At 70.1% G+C, this 18,439-nt stretch carries 11 protein-coding genes; 10 read left to right on the forward strand and 1 reads right to left on the reverse strand.

The window, feature by feature from the left end; all coding sequences use genetic code 11:
• Positions 1–45: 45 nt before the first annotated feature.
• From SB754_RS06870 to SB754_RS06895, 6 genes are all read left to right on the forward strand, one after another.
• Entirely contained in the window at positions 46–1,476 is a 1,431-nt protein-coding gene (locus SB754_RS06870) for a serine/threonine-protein kinase (RefSeq protein WP_410781594.1), read from the forward strand.
• Positions 1,473–7,385 (forward strand): Ig-like domain-containing protein, encoded by a 5,913-nt coding sequence (locus SB754_RS06875; RefSeq protein ID WP_410781595.1) that lies wholly within the window; start codon positions 1,473–1,475, stop codon positions 7,383–7,385. Before SB754_RS06870 ends, SB754_RS06875 begins: the two co-directional genes overlap by 4 nt.
• Positions 7,386–7,482: 97 nt before the next feature.
• Positions 7,483–8,454, forward strand: coding sequence for an AAA family ATPase (locus SB754_RS06880; protein ID WP_410781596.1), 972 nt, complete (start codon positions 7,483–7,485; stop codon positions 8,452–8,454).
• A complete protein-coding gene (locus tag SB754_RS06885; RefSeq protein ID WP_410781597.1) occupies positions 8,451–9,791 on the forward strand; it encodes a DUF58 domain-containing protein in 1,341 nt (446 codons plus the stop codon). Before SB754_RS06880 ends, SB754_RS06885 begins: the two co-directional genes overlap by 4 nt.
• Positions 9,791–12,100 carry a transglutaminaseTgpA domain-containing protein gene (locus tag SB754_RS06890; protein WP_410781598.1) on the forward strand — a complete coding sequence of 770 codons (2,310 nt, stop codon included), beginning with the start codon at positions 9,791–9,793 and terminating at the stop codon, positions 12,098–12,100. The genes SB754_RS06885 and SB754_RS06890 overlap by 1 nt, the downstream gene beginning before the upstream one ends.
• Entirely contained in the window at positions 12,097–12,705 is a 609-nt protein-coding gene (locus tag SB754_RS06895) for a zinc-ribbon domain-containing protein (protein ID WP_410781599.1), read from the forward strand. The genes SB754_RS06890 and SB754_RS06895 overlap by 4 nt, the downstream gene beginning before the upstream one ends.
• A 53-nt stretch (positions 12,706–12,758) precedes the next feature.
• Here SB754_RS06895 and ald read toward each other — a convergent pair whose 3' ends face one another.
• Positions 12,759–13,874, reverse strand: a complete 1,116-nt coding sequence (ald, locus tag SB754_RS06900) for an alanine dehydrogenase (RefSeq protein ID WP_410781600.1) — start codon at positions 13,872–13,874, stop codon at positions 12,759–12,761.
• Between the two features lie 382 nt (positions 13,875–14,256).
• Here ald and SB754_RS06905 point away from each other — a divergent pair, with 382 nt between their 5' ends.
• The 4 genes from SB754_RS06905 to SB754_RS06920 are packed head-to-tail and all read left to right on the forward strand — an operon-like array spanning position 14,257 to position 18,438.
• Entirely contained in the window at positions 14,257–15,471 is a 1,215-nt protein-coding gene (locus SB754_RS06905) for an ABC transporter substrate-binding protein (RefSeq protein ID WP_410781601.1), read from the forward strand.
• Positions 15,471–16,670, forward strand: coding sequence for an ABC transporter ATP-binding protein (locus SB754_RS06910; protein WP_410781602.1), 1,200 nt, complete (start codon positions 15,471–15,473; stop codon positions 16,668–16,670). Before SB754_RS06905 ends, SB754_RS06910 begins: the two co-directional genes overlap by 1 nt.
• A complete protein-coding gene (locus SB754_RS06915; RefSeq protein WP_410781603.1) occupies positions 16,670–17,590 on the forward strand; it encodes an ABC transporter permease in 921 nt (306 codons plus the stop codon). Before SB754_RS06910 ends, SB754_RS06915 begins: the two co-directional genes overlap by 1 nt.
• On the forward strand, positions 17,587–18,438 hold the full coding sequence (locus SB754_RS06920) for an ABC transporter permease (RefSeq protein WP_410781604.1): 852 nt from the start codon (positions 17,587–17,589) through the stop codon (positions 18,436–18,438). The genes SB754_RS06915 and SB754_RS06920 overlap by 4 nt, the downstream gene beginning before the upstream one ends.
• The last annotated feature ends 1 nt before the right edge of the window (position 18,439 follow it).

Raw genomic sequence — 18,439 nt, forward strand, 5'->3', positions numbered from 1 at the left:
TTTTGCACCGTGCGAACGCGTCTTCGCCGACGAACGGGAGGAGCCATGGCCCGGCGTTTGCCGTCCCAGCCGCCCAATCTCCCCGGCTTCTCGTACGTCCGCGTACTCGGGTCTGGCGGCTTCGCCGACGTGTTCCTGTACGAGCAGAACATGCCGCGGCGACAGGTCGCCGTCAAGGTCATGCTGGCCGAGGTCGTCACCAGCCAGGTCAAGCAGATGTTCCAGGCCGAGGCGAACCTGATGGCGCAGCTCAGCACGCACCCCTCGATCCTGACCGTCTACCAGGCGAGCGTGTCGTCCGACGGGCGGCCGTATCTCGTCATGGAGCTCTGCTCGGCGGCGATCGGCCAGCGGTACCGGTCGGAGCCGATGTCGGTCCCCGACGTGCTGAGTGTGGGCGTCCGGATTTCCAGCGCCGTCGAGACCGCTCACCGCGCCGGGGTGCTGCACCGCGACATCAAGCCCTCCAACATCCTGAGCACGGCGTACGGGCATCCTGTCCTGAGCGATTTCGGCATCGCCGCGACGCTGAGCGAAGCCGACGTGACGGAGGCCATCGGCCTCTCGATCCCGTGGTCGGCCCCGGAGGTGCTGCTCGACGAGACCAGCGGCACGATCGCGAGCGAGGTCTGGTCGCTGGGCGCGACGATGTACTCGCTGCTGGCCGGTCGTTCGCCTTTCGAGGTGCCGGGCAAAGAGAACACCTCCGCCGAGCTCATCCACCGCATCACCAAGAGCCGGCCGCTGCCGATCGGGCGCGCCGACGTTCCGCCCCGGCTGGAGCAGGTGCTCCTGCGGTCGATGTCGCGCAAGCCGTCTCAGCGGCAGAGGAGCGCCCTCGAGTTCATCCGTGAGCTGCAGGCCGTCGAAGCCGAGATGGAGCTGCCGCAGACTCCCATCGAGGTCGCGATGGACGACTGGGCGCTGGCGACCGCCGGCGATCCGGAGGACCGGACGCGGGTGAAGGGCGTCGTCGCGGTCGAGCCGGGTGCCCGCCGACGGCGCAGACGATCGGCGCCGGCGTCCGCCACCGTGACGCGCGCGGTCGGCCACACGGTCGTGCGCGAGAGCGCCGGAAGCGCCCAGACGCCCCAGCAGGCGCCGCCCTCCAAGACCTCGCGGGCGCTGGTGGTGTCGCTCATCGCGTGCGCCGCGCTCGTCGTCGTGCTCGCCATCACGGCCTCGATCGTGCTGGTCCGCGCCGGCGCCAGCGGCGACATCCCGACCGTGCGCGACCTGAGCGGCCGGGTAACCGGGAGCACCATCGTGTTCAGCTGGACCGACCCGGGCCTCCAGGCAGGGGACACCTACCAGGTGACGGTCCAGGATCAGCCGCCGAGCAGCCAGCACGCCACTGAGTTCCGGGTGGATGCGAAACCGGGCCAGACCGTCTGCGTCACGGTCACCGTCAACCGCGACGGCAAGACGGGAACGCCCAGCGGCCAGAAATGCGTAGAGAGGGCGGACGGGACGTGAGCGTCCTCACGCGCCTGGGGTCCTGGCTTGCGGCCCACAAGTCGATCGCGGCGACCGCCGTGAGCGGCACGGCCGTCGCGGCCCTGGTGACGACCCTTGCCGTCGTCTCCGGCGGCTACAGCGCGCAGCACCTCCACCTCGACGACGCCGCGGTGTGGGTCGCCAGCGACGCCAAGAAGTCGCTCGGGCGCGCCAACACCGAGATCGACAAGCTCAACACCGTCGTGGCCGGGACCGGCGAATCGCTGGACGTCGTCCAGGACGGCACGGACGTGCTCCTGATCGACCGCGAGGCGAACACGGTCGCCGTCGTCGACCCGGCGACGGCGGAGGCGGGCAAGTCCGTCGCACTGCCCCCGCGTTCGCCGCAGGTGCTTCTGGCCGGCGGGCACGTCGCCCTGCTGTCTCAGACCACCGGGCAGCTCTGGCTCACCAGCGTCTCGCAGCTGGACCAGTTCAACTCCGGTTCCGCGGCCACCGTCGACCTCGGCGGCCGTGCGGTCTCGGCCATGGACCCGTCCGGCGTCCTCTTCGCCTACCAACCGGCGACCAGAACGCTGGTGCGCACCGACCTGGGTACGGCGGAGCCCGCCACCACGACCACCAAGGTCGCCACGCGCGGCGACGGAGCGAACGTCTCACTGACATCGGTCGGCGGCCACTGGGCCCTGCTCGACCCGGACGAGCGCACCATATGGCTGGACGGACGCGCCGTCGATCTCTCCTCGCTCCTCCCCGAGGGCGCGGCCCCGGTGTTGCAGCAGTCGTCCGCCGGCGGCGACGCCGTCTGGGTCTCCTCCGCCGCAGGGCTCGTGCGGGTCCCGCTCGACGGCAGCCGGGCGACGCGCCCGTTCACGCGTGCCACGGGAACCCCGGCCGCTCCGGTCACGGTCGCCGGCTGCACCTACGCGGCCTGGAGCGACGGGACGGCGTGGCGCTCCTGCGACCCGTCGGCCGCGGGGGAGCGGACGACACTCTCGCAGGTGCCGTCCGGCGCCACGCTGGCCTTCCGGGCCAACGGCGATCGGGTCGTGCTCAACGACGGCCGGTCCGGCGTCTCCTGGGCGGTGCAGAGCGGGAACGCGCGCATCGACAACTGGGACGAGCTGGTCTCCAAGAAGAACACCCAGGAGCTCGTCAACCAGACCAAGCAGGACACCGCCCCGCAGTACGAGAAGCAGGAGCAGCCTCCCGTCGCCGTCGACGACACGTTCGGCGCGCGGCCTGGCCGCGTGACGCCCCTCCCCGTGCTGCTCAACGACTACGACCCCAACGGCGACGTGCTGACCATCGACTCCTTCACCGGCGTGCCGGAGACGCAGGGGACGCTCGAGCTGACGAACGCCGACCAGCAGCTGCAGATCTCTCTCCCCGCGACGGCGACCGGCACCATCCCCTTCGACTACACCATCTCGGACGGACGCGGCGGAACGGCCACCGCGCACGTCACCGTCACCGTCCGTGCGGCGGGCGAGAACACGCCGCCGGTCTGCGTCCGCAATGCGAAGGCCGTCGTGCAGTCCGGCGGCCGGGTCACCTCGGCCGTCCTGGGCGACTGCTACGACCCCGATGGCGACTCCTTCTACCTGGCCGGCTCCAGCGTGCCTGCGCCAGACACCGTCACCTTCACGCCGCAGGGTCAGGTCGCCTACTCCGACCACGGCGACGGCGCAGGGGTGAAGGATGTGGCGCTCACCCTCTCGGACGGCCGCGCCGAGTCCGCCGGGCTGCTCGCGGTGACGGTGCGTCCTCCCGGACAGGTCCCGATCATCGCGGACCCGTTCGCCGTGCTCGCCTACCAGGGCCAAGAGGTGACCGTCTCGCCGCTCGACCACGTGCGCGGCGGCAACGGGACGGTCCGGCTCAGCACCGTCCCGACGAAGGCCGACGCGACGATCACCCCGGACTACCAGGGCGGCACCTTCCGCTTCGAGTCGGATCAGGCGGGCACCCACAACATCGAGTACTCGGTGACCGACGGCGTCATCACGGCCACCGGCGTGGTGCGGGTGGAGGTCAAGGCGCCACCGGGGGCCAAGACCGCACCGATCGCCGTGCCCCACACCGCGTTCATCCGCGAGCAGGCGTCGCAAGACGTCGACGTGCTCTCGACCGACATCGACCCGTCCGGCGGTGTGCTGCTGGTCACGGGCGTGACGGCACCGGAGGCGTCGACCGGCGTCCGCGTCCAGGTGCTGCAGCAGCGCACGCTGCGCGTGACTCTCAGCCGTCCGCTCGAGGGTCCTGTCGACTTCCACTACCGGCTCAGCAACGGCCTCGCCGACACGGAGGGCACCGTGACGGTGGTGCAGCTGCCGCCGCTGACCGTGCACCAGCCGCCGATCGCGGCGCCCGACTCGGTGTCCGTCCGGGTCGGCGACGTCGTCGACATCCCCGTGCTGGCGAACGACGTCCAGCCGGACGGCGACACCCTGACCCTCGACCCGACCCTGGCGACCCCGCTTCCGAACGGGGCGGGCCTGCTGTTCGCCAGCGGCGACCACCTGCGCTACCTCGCGCCGGGGAAGCCGGGCAACTACACGGCCGCCTACAAGGTCTACGGCGCCGACGGTCAGTGGGCGACCGCCGAGGTGACCATCGCCGTGCGCGAGCGCGACGCGGCGACGAACAACCCTCCGGTGCCGAAGACGGTCACCGCCCGGGTGCTCGCCGGCGACACGGTGCGGATCACCGTTCCGCTCTCCGGCATCGACCCCGACGGCGACTCCGTGCAGTTCATCGGCCAGGAGACCAACCCGCAGAAGGGCGCCGTGATCGCCTCCGGCCCGGACTGGATGGACTTCCAGGCCGGTGACTACTCGGCGGGCACCGACACGTTCACGTACGCGGTCGTCGACGCGCTCGGCGCGCGGGCGACCGGGACCGTGCGCGTCGGGATCGCCGCCCGGGTCGAGGGCGCGCGCAACCCGATCGCGGTCGAAGACGACGTCACCGCGCGACCCGGCCGCACGCTGACCGTCCAGGTGCTCGCGAACGACAGCGACCCCGACGGCAGCCCGCTCAGCGTCACAGCCGTCTCCTCGCTCGACGGCAAGGCGAAGGCGAAGGTGAGCGGCGACGTCGTCACGGTCACCGCGCCGAAGACGCAGGGCGCGTACGGGTTCCTGTACACGATCCAGAACGAACGGGGAGGGACGAGCCAGGCGTTCCTGCGGCTCACGGTCGACGAGAAGGCGCCCCCAGCCCGTCCGGTCGTCTCGGACACGACGCTCGGCCTCTCCGACATCCTCGGGAAGAACCGGGTCGACGTGAACGTGCTGGCCAACGTGTTCTTCGCCGACGGCCCGGTCTCGACCCTGAAGCTCTCGCTCGTCCCCGGCTACACCAGCGGCGCGCAGGTGACGGCCTCCAAGCGACTCAGCATCCCGATCGGCGCGAAGAGCCAGATCGTGCCGTTCAAGGTCGCCAACCCGGAGGACGAGTCCGTCGTCGCCTACGGCTTCGTGCACGTGCCCGGCTACGACGACGCCCTCCCGCAGCTGAAGCGCGGAGCCCCGAAACTGACGGTGGTCAGCGAGAAGACGCTGACTATCCACCTCAACGACTACATCGTGGCCGTCGGCGACCGGAAGGTGCGCCTCACCGACGCGGCGACGGTCCGGGCGACGCACGCGAACGGCGACGACCTGGTGGTCGGCAATGACACCCTCCAGTTCACGTCGTCCCCGCGGTACTTCGGGCCGGCGTCGATCTCGTTCCAGGTGACGGACGGCTCCAGCGCCACGGATCCGAACGGCAACGTCGCGACGATCGTGCTCCCCATCGACGTGACTCCGCGCGAGAACCAGCCGCCGGTCTTCACCGGAGCCCTCATCGAGTTCGAGCCCGGCCAGACGAAGACGATCGACCTCACCAAGGTGACGAAGTACCCGTACGCCAAGGACCAGGACGAGCTCGTCTACTCGATCCAGAACCCGCGGCCGGACGGTGTGAGCGCGACCCTCGACGGTCAGAAGCTCACGGTGACAGTCGCGACGGGCACGCCGAAGGGATCGACTCCCTCCCTCTCCATCGGCGTGAAGGATGCGGTGAACGCCGGGCAGGCCGGGCGCATCGACATCTCCGTCGTCCCGTCGACCCGGCCGCTGGCCAGCCCGCAGCCCGACCGGGTGATCGCTCCGCGCGGCCAGACGACCACCGTCGACGTCCTCGCCAACGACAGCGCCACCAACCCGTTCCCCGGCAAACCCCTGACGGTCCTCGCTGTGCGCGGACTCGGAAGCGGGCTGCCGGACGGACTGAGCATCACGCCCAGCGCCGACAACTCGCAGCTCGAGGTGTCGGTGTCGGCCACGGCCGCCCCAGCCGACACCACCCTGCAGTACGAGGTGGCGGACGCCACCGGCGACCCCGATCGGTACACCTGGGGCACGGTCACGGTGTCGGTGCAGGACCGGCCGGCGCCGGTGTCCAACGTGCAGGTGGGGACGATCGCCGACCGCAGCCTCACGCTGAGCTGGATCCCCGGAGCCTTCAACAACTCGCCGATCACCGGCTTCGAGGTGGCGATGGCGAACGCGACCACCGGCGCGCTGCTCTCCACCACGCAGTGCGCCACCACGACCTGCGTGATCACGACGCCGGGCAACGGTCCGGACAACTCGGTCACGCTCACCGTCCGCGCGCGGAACGCGCTGGGTCTCTCCGATCCGACGGCCTACGCCGAACCGGTCTGGTCCGACGTCATCCCCAACGCGCCGACCGCGCTCTCGTCGACGCCGCTCGACCATGGCCTGCGGATCACCTGGTCGAAGCCGGCCGACGCGGCGGGCGCCAGTCCCATCACGTCCTATGTGGTCTCGCTCGGCGGAGTCACCAACGCTCTGCAGGTCTCCGCCACCGACCCGGTCGGCACGTCCTACGCACTGAACATCACCGACCCGGGCATCGCGAACGGCGCCGCCATCGCGTTCAGCGTGTCGTCGAGGAACCAGTTCTACCAGGGCCGCACGACCTGGAACCAGAGCCAGGGGAGCGGTGTGCCCGCCGGGGCGCCGACTCTCACCGGTGTCGCGCCCGTCGCCACCCCGGACACCACTGCAGGCACCAGCGCCACCCTCAGCTGGTCCGGGGTCTTCGGTGAGAACGGCAAGGCGATCTCCAGCTACTACGCGGGCGTCTTCCAGGGCGCCGATCCGACATCCTGCCGGGTGACGGGCGTCGACTCCGGTCAGGCGTCCCTCTCCACCAGCGGGCTCCGCCAGGTGCAGGACGGCAGCACGGTGTTCACGGGCTTGAGCCCGAACCAGAGCTACACGTTCGTCGTCTACGCCTTCAACGGGCAGGGCTGCACGGAGGCGGCCCCCGTGACCGCGACGCCCCGGCAGTCTCCGGGCGACGTGACCGGGATCGCGGTGCAGGGCCGGGTGCAGACCGGCGACACGGCCGACTTCCAGGTCACGGTCTCCTACCGGGCAGGCGGCGGCGCGAACCCGCGCTTCGACTACGACCTGCTCAGCGGCGGCGCCGTGGTCGACTCGGGCACTCTGGCCGGCACGACCGGTGTGCTCAGCGGGACGAACGGCACCCACTACGGCGTCCCGCTGACGGTGCGGATCAACAGAGTCTGCGAGGGCTACCCCGACGGCTCCTCCCTCTGCTCACCGCCGCAGAGCGCGACGCAGGATCTCGGGGTCGCGGTCAGTCTCCGGATCGGCGGGGCGCGCTACGACCCGGCGAGCCACGTCTTCAGCTGGACGAGCTGGCCGACCGGTCAGTACGACGCCGTGACGTACAGCTGCGACGGCACCACCCAGCTGCCGATGCCGGCGGCCGGGGAGACGGCCAGCTGCACCGCGCCCGCGAACGACCCGTCGCCGACTCTGACGGTCCGCGTCAGCGCCGGCGACACGTACACCTGGAACTATCCGGGATCGAGCCTGCCATGACCGCCGGCCGCCATAATGACGTGAGCCGCATCCCGCGGCGCACCCTCCCATCCCTGCGGCAGACCCCGCCGCGCCCCGAACCGAAAGAGGCCGGAGCATGACGATGACCCCCGAGCAGGCCGGCTGGTTCTCCGGAGTGTTCGAGCGCCTCGTCGGGAACATCGACCGTGTGCTGCTCGGCAAGACGCACGTGATCCGCCTGGCGCTCACCGCACTGTTCAGCGAAGGGCACCTGCTCCTCGAGGACTTCCCCGGGACCGGCAAGACGTCGCTCGCGCGCGCGATCGCGGAGAGCGTGCGCGGCACGACCAACCGCGTGCAGTTCACCCCCGACCTCCTGCCCGGGGACATCACCGGCGTCAACATCTACGACCAGCGGACGGGAGCGTTCGAGTTCCACCGCGGACCGGTCTTCGCCAACATCGTCCTCGCCGACGAGATCAACCGCGCGAGCCCGAAGACGCAGTCGGCGCTGCTCGAGGTGATGGAGGAGCAGCAGGTCACGGTCGACGGCGTCCGCCACTCCGTCGGCGCGCCGTTCATGGTGATCGCGACCCAGAACCCGATCGAGCAGGCGGGCACCTACCGGCTCCCGGAGGCGCAGCTCGACCGGTTCCTGATGAAGGCGTCGATCGGGTACCCCGACCACGAGGCCACGCTCCGCATCCTCGAAGGGTCGGAGCGCAAGGCGCACGAGGTCGTCGTGCCGGAGGTCATCTCCGCGGCGACGGTCGTCGAGATGGGGACGATCGCGCGCGGGGTCCACGTCGACCCGACGATCAACGACTACATCTCCCGCTTGGTGGAGGCGAGCCGCAGCGCCGACGAGATCCGGCTCGGCGTCAGCGTCCGCGGAGCACTCGCCCTCCTACGTGCCTCGAAGACGCTGGCGGCAGCCTCCGGCCGCTACTACGTCACCCCGGACGACGTGAAGGCGCTGGCCGAGCCCGTGCTCGCGCACCGCCTGGTGCTCGACCCGGAGGCCGAGTTCGAGGGCGTCAGCGCGTCCAGCCTCATCGGCCAGCTCCTCATCGAGGTCCCGCCCCCCAGCGATCGGGCCGCCGTGTGACCACCGTCACCCGTTCGCAGACCGAGCTCACCAACGCGCGCGCCCGCATCGTCGGTGAACGCGAGGGGCTGCTCGCCGACGCGATCGTGTGGGTCGTACGCAGCTCCGCCACGGCCGGTCGCGCGATCGCCGTGCTGGCGCGCCGGGTCGGCAGCGTGGTGACGGCGCTCGGCTGGTCGATGCTCGTGCTCGCGGTGCTGGCCCTGACGGCCGGTTACCTCTGGGGCTGGGTGGAGGCCGTGGTGGCCGGGTGGACGGCCGTCGTCCTGCTCGTCGTCGCCTCCGGGTACCTCATCGGGCGCACCGCGTACGAGGTCGGGCTGTCGCTGCCGGCCAACAGAGTCGTCGTCGGCGACCGTGCGCCGGGTGAGGTGGCCGTCCGCAATCCGCTGCGGCGGAGGCTGCCCGGAGTGCGCGTCGAGGTGCCGGTCGGTCAGGGGTTGGCGGAGTTCGCCGCTCCGTCGCTCGCGCCCTCCGAGGAGCACTCCGACGTGTTCGTCGTCCCGACGAGCCGCCGCGGCATCGTCCCGATCGGCCCCGTCCGCACTGTGCGCGCCGACCCCATCGGCCTGCTGCGACGCGAGGTGGTCTGGGCGGACTCCCTCGACCTGTTCGTGCATCCTCGGACCATCGCCATCCCGAGCATGAGCACCGGCTTCGTGCGCGACCTGGAGGGGTCGCCCACCCGCGACCTGACGTCGAGCGACATCGCCTTCCACGCGCTGCGAGAGTACGTGCCAGGGGACGAGCGCCGGTACATCCACTGGAAGTCGACCGCCAAGACCGGCAGCTATATGGTGCGGCAGTTCGAGGAGACCCGGCGCAGCCACCTCCTGGTCGCCCTCAGCCTCTCGGCGTCCGACTACGCCACCGAGGAGGAGTTCGAGCTCGCGGTCAGCGTGACCGCCTCCCTGGGCGTCCGGGCGATGCTCGACTCCCGCACGGTGTCGGTGGTCGCCAGTGCGGAGACGCCGGACTTCGCCAAGCGGATGGTGTTCAGCGCGCGGCGCCTCAGCACGATCAACCGCGGCAGGCTCCTCGACGACCTCGCGGGTGTCGAGACCGCCGACTCCGCCCTCCGCCTCGCGGAGCTCGCGCAGGTCGCGTCGGAGGACTCGGCGGGCATTTCGATCGCGTTCCTGGTCTGCGGCTCTACACCGACGGCGGCCCAGCTGCGTGCAGCGGCGGCCCACTTCCCGCTCGGCGTCGATGTGGTCGGGATCGTCTGCGACGAGGGGGCGGTGCCGTCCCTCCGCCGGGTCGCCGATCTGAGCGTGCTCACCATCGGCTACCTTGAGGACCTGCAGCGCAGCCTGGCGAAACGGCTGGCCACCTGATGCCCGCCCGCCGCTCCGCCCGCGCGCTGATCGACGTCGTCTTCGCGCTGGCCGCCGTCGCCCTCGGCGCGTGGTCGTTCTGGCCTGTGTACCAGTCGGGCTCCTTCATCGTGATGCTCGTCTGCACGCTCGTGCTCGGCACGGTGATCGGCGTGGTCGGCTGGGCCTGGCGCCTGCCGAGCATCGTCATCGCGGGCCTCGTCGCCGTCGCGTACCTGGCGACGGGTGTGCAACTGGCCGTGCCCGCCGAGGCCTCCGCCGGGGGCCTCCTGCCGACGGCCGCCGGCTTCGTCGACCTTGTGCAGGGAACCTGGCTGAGCTGGAAGCAGCTCGTCACGATCAGTGTGCCGGTCGGCTCCTACCAGGCGCTGCTCGTGCCGGCGTTCCTCCTCACGCTGATCGCCACAGTGCTCACCGTGACGATCGCCCTTCGTTCGTCGCGGCCCGAACTGGCCGCCCTCCCGCCGGTGCTGCTGGTCGTCGCCGGCATCCTCCTCGGCTCCTCGGTGGCGCCGGTCCCGCTGCTGCTCCTCTTCGCCCTGTTCGCGGTACTGCTCGCCTGGATCATCCGCTTCCGCCTGCAGCGGAGGTCGGCGGCCGTCCGCTCCCTGCGTGAGCAGAGCGGCCTCCTCGTGGAGTCGCGCAGCGAGCGCCGTTCGACCGCGCTGCTGACCGCGACCGGCGCGACGGTCATGCTGGTCGCCGCGTCGGCAGGCGGCATCGCGGCGGCTGCGCTGCTCCCTCCGCCGGGCGACCGGCAGGTCGTCCGGACCGCGGTCGAGCAGCCCTTCGACCCCCGCCACTACCCGAGCCCGCTGAGCGGCTTCCGCTCCTACTTCGAGCAGCCGAACGCGGACACCACCATGCTGACGGTCGACGGGCTGCCCGCCGACCACCGCCTGCGCATCGCGACCCTCGACACGTACGACGGGGTGACCTACTCCGTCGGAAGCGGCGACGAGACCAGCGCGTCCGGCTCGTTCGCGCGGGTGCCGTACCGGATCGACCAGGGCGCGACGACCGGCAGGCGGACGACGACCACCGTGGTCGTCCAGGGGTATCGGGGGCCGTGGCTCCCGGGCAGCGGCCAGCTCGAACAGGTGCAGTTCGGCGGCCCGCGGTCCGGCACCCTGGCCGGGGCGTTCTTCTACAACGACGTGACGGGGACGGGCGCCGTCACCACCGCACTGCACACGGGCGACATCTACACGGAGCAATCCGTGGTGAAACCCCTGCTCGCGACGGCCCAGCTCGAGAAGGTCCAGCCGGGGACGGATTCGGTCCCGCGACCGACGGTCATCCCCGATGAGCTTCAGTCCGTCCTGCAGAAGTACACCGCGGGCGTCTCGGGCGCTGGTCCGAAACTCGCCGCAGCCCTGCGCGGGCTGGCGCAGGACGGCTACATCAGTCACGGCGTCGGGCCGAACGAGCCGGCCAGCCGGTCGGGGCACGGCGCGGACCGCATCACAGAACTGCTCACCGACGTGCCGATGCTGGGCGACCAGGAGCAGTACGCGGTCACGGCCGCCCTGATGGCGCGTCAGCTCGGCTTCCCGGCGCGGGTCGTCATGGGCTTCGTCGCGCCGAAGGACGTCACCGGCTCGCAGGTCAGTTTCACCGGATCCGACATCTCGGCGTGGATCGAGGTGCAGACGACGACGGGCTGGGTCACGGTCGACCCGACGCCGCCGGAGCGCCCTGTGCCGCCGAAGCAGCCGGACCAGCCGACGCAGATCTCGCGGCCGCAGACCAACGTGCAGCCGCCGGTCGACGACAACCCGCAGCGCAACGACGAACCCCCGCAGGCCCAGGTCGACCCCTCGAACCAGCCGAAGCCGGATCCGGTGCTGGAGACCCTGCTCACCGTGCTCGTCATCGTGGGATGGACGCTGCTCGTCCTGGCGATCCTCGCCTCCCCGTTCCTGGCCGTGCTCGCAGCCAAGTGGCGCCGGCGGGCACTGCGCAGGTCGGCTCCGACCGCCCGGGAGCGGATCGTCGGCGGTTGGCGCGAGTTCGCCGATGCTGCGGTCGACCACGGCTACGACCCGCCCCCGGCTGCCACCCGGGCGGAGTTCGCCGGCACCATCGGCGGGTCGCGGGCGGCGGCCCTCGCCACGGTGGCCGACCGGGCGACGTTCAGCGGGATCGCGCCCACTCCGGCCGAGGCGGAATCCGTCTGGAAGGCCGTCGACGATCTCCGTGGACAGCTCGCCAAACGCGACACGCGGTGGAAGCGGGTGCTCGCTGCCGTCTCGCTGCGCTCGCTCGGCTACCGTGGGAGGGGAAGCGGAAAGGGACGGAAACGATGACCTGTCGTGTGTGCGGAGCGGAACTGGCCGACGGCACCCTGTTCTGCCCGATGTGCGGCAGCTCGGTCACCTCGTCCCGGCTGCGCGCACCCGAGATCGCCGACCAACGGCCGTCCGACACGTCGATCATCTCCGATCGCCTCGCCGAGCGGCCGCCCGCGCCCGCGATGGCCGGCCGTTTCCCCGACCAGCTGGAACTCGATGAGGACGGCCTGCCTCCGACCCAGGCCATGACCATCGTGCCGGTGGAGGAGGCGCCGCCCGCGCATCCGGTCGCCTACCGCGTGTACACGCTGAGCTTCTCGACGGGCGATATCGTCGAGGTGTCCGGCTCCGGACTGGTCGGCCGCAGGCCGATCATGCAGCCGGGCGAGCACGTCGACCAGCTCATCGTGGTCTCCGACCCGACACGCAGCGTCTCCAAGACGCACCTGGAGTTCGGCCTGGAAGGCGACGAACTCTGGATCTGCGATCGCTACTCCGGCAACGGCACGGTCGCGCATCCTCTCGGAGGTGTCGCGCGTCAGTGCGAGGCCGGCCGGCGCTACCGCGTCACGCGCGGCACCCGGGTGGAGATCGGCGATCAGTGGTTCGACGTCTCCTGAGCTGATCCCGGGCGCCGCGCGGGGCGTGCGGCGGCTCAGATCGCGGGAGGGCCTCAGGCCAGCGCGTCCTGAACGGCGACCGCCTCCAGGCCGTGCGCCGAGGCGACGCCCTCGTTGGTGACGCGTCCGTCGTGCACGTTGAGGCCGAGCGCCAGGGAGGCGTCCGCGCGAAGGGCATCCTGCCAGCCGCGGTTCGCGATGGCGCGCGCGTAGGGGAGCGTCGCGTTGGTCAGTGCGTACGTCGAGGTGTGGGGGACCGCGCCGGGCATGTTGGCGACGCAGTAGAACACCGACTGATGCACCGTGAAGGTGGGGTCCGCGTGCGTGGTCGGGTGCGAGTCCTCGAAGCAGCCTCCCTGGTCGACGGCGATGTCGACGAGGACGCTGCCCGCCTTCATGCGCGACACCAGTTCGTTGGTGACGAGCTTGGGCGCTTTGGCGCCGGGGACCAGCACCGAGCCGATGACGAGGTCGGAGGCCACGACCGCCTTGTCGATCTCGAAGCTGTTGGAGGCGATTGTCTTGATCCGGCCGGCGTACAGCGCGTCGAGTTCGCGCAGACGCTGGATGTTGGTGTCGAGCACCGTCACCTCGGCGCCCAGGCCGACAGCGACGGAGATCGCATTCGTTCCGGCGACACCGCCGCCGAGCACGGTCACGACGGCCGGGTGCGTTCCGGGGACCCCGGGGACGAGGAGGCCGGGTCCACCGTTCGGCTTGAGCATGGTGTTGGCGCCGACGATCGGCGCGAGCCGTCCGGCGACCTCGCTCATCGGCGCGAGCAGGGGGAGGGCACGGGTCGGAAGCTGTACGGTCTCGTACGCGATGGCGGTGACGCCCGCGTCGACCAGGGCGCGGGTGAGCGCCTCGTCGGCCGCCAGGTGCAGGTAGGTGAACAGCACGAGGCCGCGGCGGAAGTAGCCGTACTCGCTCTCGATCGGCTCCTTCACCTTGAGGATCAGGTCGCCGGCCTCCCAGGTGCCCGCCGCGTCGGGGACGATGGTGGCGCCCGCGCGCGCGTACAGCTCGTCGGGGATGGAGGAGCCGACGCCCGCGCCGGCCTCCACGAACACCTCGTGTCCCGCTCCGACCAGGTCGTGTACGCCGGCCGGCGTGATCGCCACCCGGAACTCGTTGTTCTTGATCTCGCGGGGGATCGCGACCTTCATGGGGCTCCTTCGACACTCGACATGGGGTTCGCTCTCACCATAGCCGGGTTCACGGAGGATTTCGACTGAATTTTCGCCACGGGGATGCTGATTTCGCGGGCCGGTGCCGGTGTTTCAGACGGTTTCCGCACCTCCTCCGATACGTGAGCGACAAGTCGACCGCGGGACGCAGCGGCAGAACGCCCGGTCTGCGGTTTCCCGGCCGTTTCGACCGATCCGACACGGATTTCGTAAAGATTGTGTTTCCGAATGGACCATCCGGCCATATTCTGCTGCGGATCGCGACGGTGTGTGCCAGGATCGGGTCCACCGCGACGGCACGACGGAGTGCCGCCGATGCGCCGTCGCCCGTGGTCCGTGTTCGATCCCCGAGGAGCACCCAGTGAAACCGAGCAACCTCCCGCAAGACCCGATGATCCGCCAGCTCGTGGAGTCGGCCCGCGCGTCGCACCTGACGCGCCGCGGCCTCCTCGCCGGTGCGGGAGCCGGCGCCGCCGCACTGGCACTCGCCGCCTGCTCCACCGGCGGCGCATCCAGCAAGCCGACTCCCGCCAAAGACCAGTCCGGCAGCACAAAGAAGATGACCTGGGCGAACTGGCAGGCGTACCTCGACCAGGACGACGCGGGCAAGTACCCGACGCTCGAGGCGTTCGAGAAGCAGAGCGGCATCTCCGTCAAATACGACGTCGCCGTCGACGACAACAACACCTACTACGCCAAAGTGAAGGACCAGCTGGCCCTCGGCAAGGACATCGGCGCGGACACCGTCTGCCTGACCGACTGGATGATCGCCCGCTGGATCCGGCTCGGCTACGTCCAGTCGTTCGACGAGTCCGCCATCCCGAACAAGAAGAACCTGGTCGCCAACCTGCAGGACGTCGACTTCGACCCCGGCCGCAAGAAGTCCCTCCCCTGGCAGAGCGGCTTCGCCGGCATCTGCTGGAACAAGGAGAAGCTCCCCAACGGCCTGAAGTCGATCGACGACCTCTGGAAGTCGGACCTCAAAGGCAAGGTGGGCGTGCTCAGCGAGATGCGCGACACCATGGGCCTGATCATGCTGCAGCAGGGCGTCGACATCTCCAAGAGCTTCAGCGACGCCGACTACGAGAAGGCGATCGAGACGATCACCAAGCAGGTCAACGACGGCCAGATCCGCAACATCAAGGGCAACTCGTACCTCAACGACCTGAAGTCGGGCGACACTCTGGCCGCGATCTGCTGGTCCGGCGACATCACCCAGCTGAACGCGGAGGCGGGCGACAACTGGCAGTTCGCCATCCCCGAGGCCGGCGGCACGCTGTGGAGCGACAACTTCGTCATCCCCATCGGCAGCTCGCAGAAGGCGAACGCCGAGAAGCTGATCGACTACTACTACCAGCCGGAGGTCGCCGCCGAGGTCGCCGCGTGGGTGAACTACATCACGCCGGTGCAGGGCGCGAAGGAGGCCGCGACGAAGATCGACCCGAAGCTCGCGGACAACCAGCTGATCTTCCCGGACGCCGAGACGCTCTCGAAGGTGAAGATCTTCCGCTCGCTGACGCCCGCCGAGGAGCAGAAGTACCAGGCGTCCTTCCAGAAGGTGATCCTGGGGGCCTGATGCCGAAGGGAGCATTCGCCGAGTCCGGCGCCGACCTGCGCCTCGACGGCATCACCAAGCGGTTCCCGGGGTTCACCGCCATCGAGGACCTCGACCTGACCATCCCCGCAGGATCGTTCTTCGCCCTCCTCGGGCCGAGCGGCTGCGGCAAGACCACGACGCTCCGCCTGGTCGCGGGTCTGGAGGAGCCCAGCGCAGGACGCATCCTCATCGGCGGTCAGGACGTGACGCGCACCAAGCCGTTCCAGCGTCCGGTCAATACGGTGTTCCAGAGCTACGCGCTGTTCCCCCACATGACGGTCCTCGAGAACGTCGCGTTCGGGCTCCGCCGGCGCCGGATCGGCGACCCGGTGGCGAAAGCGCACGAGGCGCTCCGTCTCGTCGAGCTCGACCACCTGGCGTCGCGCCGCCCCACCCAGTTGTCCGGCGGTCAGCAGCAGCGCGTGGCGCTCGCCCGCGCCGTCGTGAACCGTCCCGCACTGCTCCTGCTCGACGAGCCGCTCGGCGCGCTCGACCTGAAGCTGCGCAGGCAGATGCAGCTGGAGCTGAAGTCCATCCAGACGGAGGTCGGCCTCACCTTCGTGCACGTCACGCACGACCAGGAGGAGGCCATGACCATGGCCGACACCGTCGCCGTGATGAACAAGGGGCGCATCGAGCAGATGGGCTCGCCGGAGATCCTGTACGAGCTGCCCTCCACGGTGTTCGTCGCCAACTTCCTCGGGCAGTCGAACCTGTTCGCCGGCCCGGTGCGCGACACCGGCACGGACACACTCGGCGTCGACGTCGGGGGAGAGCGCATCCAGGTGCCGCGTGCGCGCGCCCAGCGGACGAGCGGCTTCGTCACCGTCGGCGTCCGTCCGGAGAAGCTCACGCTGCACACCACGCCAGAGACCATCCCGTCCGGCGCCAACCGGCTCGGGCCGGGGCGCGTCGCGGACGTGTCGTTCAGCGGGGTGAGCACCCAGTACCTGGTGGACGTGCCGGGCCTCGGCACCGTCGTCGTCTTCGCTCAGAACACCGCGAGCGGGCCGATCGCGGTCCTCGGCGCCGAGGTGTGGGTGGCCTGGGATGCCGGCCACACGTTCGTCCTCGCCGACGAGCCGCCCGCCGACGGACGCTTCTCCGACGATGCGGACACGCAAGCGATCGCTGCGCAGGCCCGGGAGCGGATGCTCACGGAGCTGGAGGAGGCGTAATGGCGATCGCCGCGTTCACCGGGGCGCCGCCGGTCCAGGACCAGGAGCCCGCCGTCCGCCGCAAGAGCGGCATCGCGCTCGTCCTGCTGCTCCCCGGCATCCTCTACCTCGTCCTGTTCTTCCTCACGCCGCTGATCTCGCTGATCATCACCTCGTTCCAGGCGCCTGTCGTCGACGGCGACATCGGTCAGTATCAGACAGCCTTCCAGTGGCAGAACTACGCCGACTCGCTGTCGGAGTACTGGCCGCAGATCCTCCGCTCGTTCGGGTACGCGCTGATCGCGACCGCCGCGGCGCTGCTGATCAGCTACCCGCTGGCGTACTTCATCGGCGTCACGATGCGCGGCCGTGCGATCCTGCAGAACCTGCTGATGACCCTGGTGATCGCGCCGTTCTTCATCAGCTTCCTGCTGCGGACGCTGGCCTGGAAGGCGCTGCTCAGCGACGACGGGTGGATCGCCAGCTCGCTGAAGGCGCTCTCCATCCTCCCGCCGGACGCACACATCACGGGCACGCCGTTCTCGGTCATCTTCGGGTTGACGTACAACTTCATCCCGTTCATGTGCCTCCCGCTCTACTCGACGCTGGAGCGGCTCGACACCCGGCTGCTCGAAGCCGGGCAGGACCTCTACGCGAGCCCGTGGACCACGTTCCGCAAGGTGACCATCCCGCTGTCCATGCCGGGCATCGTCTCCGGGACGCTGCTGACGTTCATCCCCGCGGCCGGCGACTACATCAACGCCTCGCAGGACTTCCTCGGCGCGGCCGACACCTCCATGATGGGCAACGTCATCGAGAGCAACTTCCTCGTTCTGCAGAACTACCCGGCGGCGGCGTCCATGTCGGTCATCCTGATGGCGGTCATCCTCGTCATCGTCGGACTCTATGTGCGACGGAGTGGGACGGAGGAGCTCCTGTGACCACGATGACCACGCCGACCGACACGAGCACACCGCCCCGGTCGACCACGGGCCGGCGGCGGTACAAAGGGCTCGGGCTCGGCGTCTACGCGTTCCTCGCGCTGGCGTTCCTGCTCATCCCCATCGTCTACACGTTCATCTTCTCGTTCAACGACGCGATCAAGAACAACATCGCCTGGCGCGGGTTCACCCTCCGCAACTGGACGAACGTCTGCGACGCCGCCGGCATCTGCGACGCGTTCATGGCCAGCATCATCATCGGCATCATCTCGACGGTCATCGCGACGGTGCTCGGCACGATGATCGCGATCGCTCTGATGCGCTACCGGTTCCGCTTCCGCTCGCAGACCAGCCTCCTGCTGTTCCTGCCGATGGCGAGCCCGGAGGTGGTGCTCGGAGCGGGCCTGGCGGCGCAGTTCCTCAGCCTCGGCGTGAACAAGGGCTTCATGACGATCATCATCGCCCACGTGATGTTCTGCATCAGCTTCGTCGTGGTGACCGTCAAGGCGCGGGTCGCCTCCCTCGACCCGGCGCTGGAGGAGGCGGGGCGCGACCTGTACGGGTCGCCGAACGCGGTGTTCTGGCGGATCACGTTCCCGCTGCTGCTGCCGGGCATCCTCTCGGCTGCACTGCTGTCGTTCTCGCTCAGCTTCGACGACTTCATCATCACGAACTTCAACGCCGGGGCGGTGACGACGTTCCCGATGTACATCTACATCGCGGCGTCGCGCGGCATCCCGGCGCAGGCCAACGTGATCGCCTCGGCGGTCTTCATCCTGACCCTGCTCGTGGTGCTCGTCTCGCAGCTGACCGCCGCAGCCCGGGCCCGGCGCCTCGCCCGCCAGTAGC

The organism is Leifsonia sp. SIMBA_070 (assembly GCF_046534635.1).
Taxonomy (GTDB): domain Bacteria; phylum Actinomycetota; class Actinomycetes; order Actinomycetales; family Microbacteriaceae; genus Leifsonia.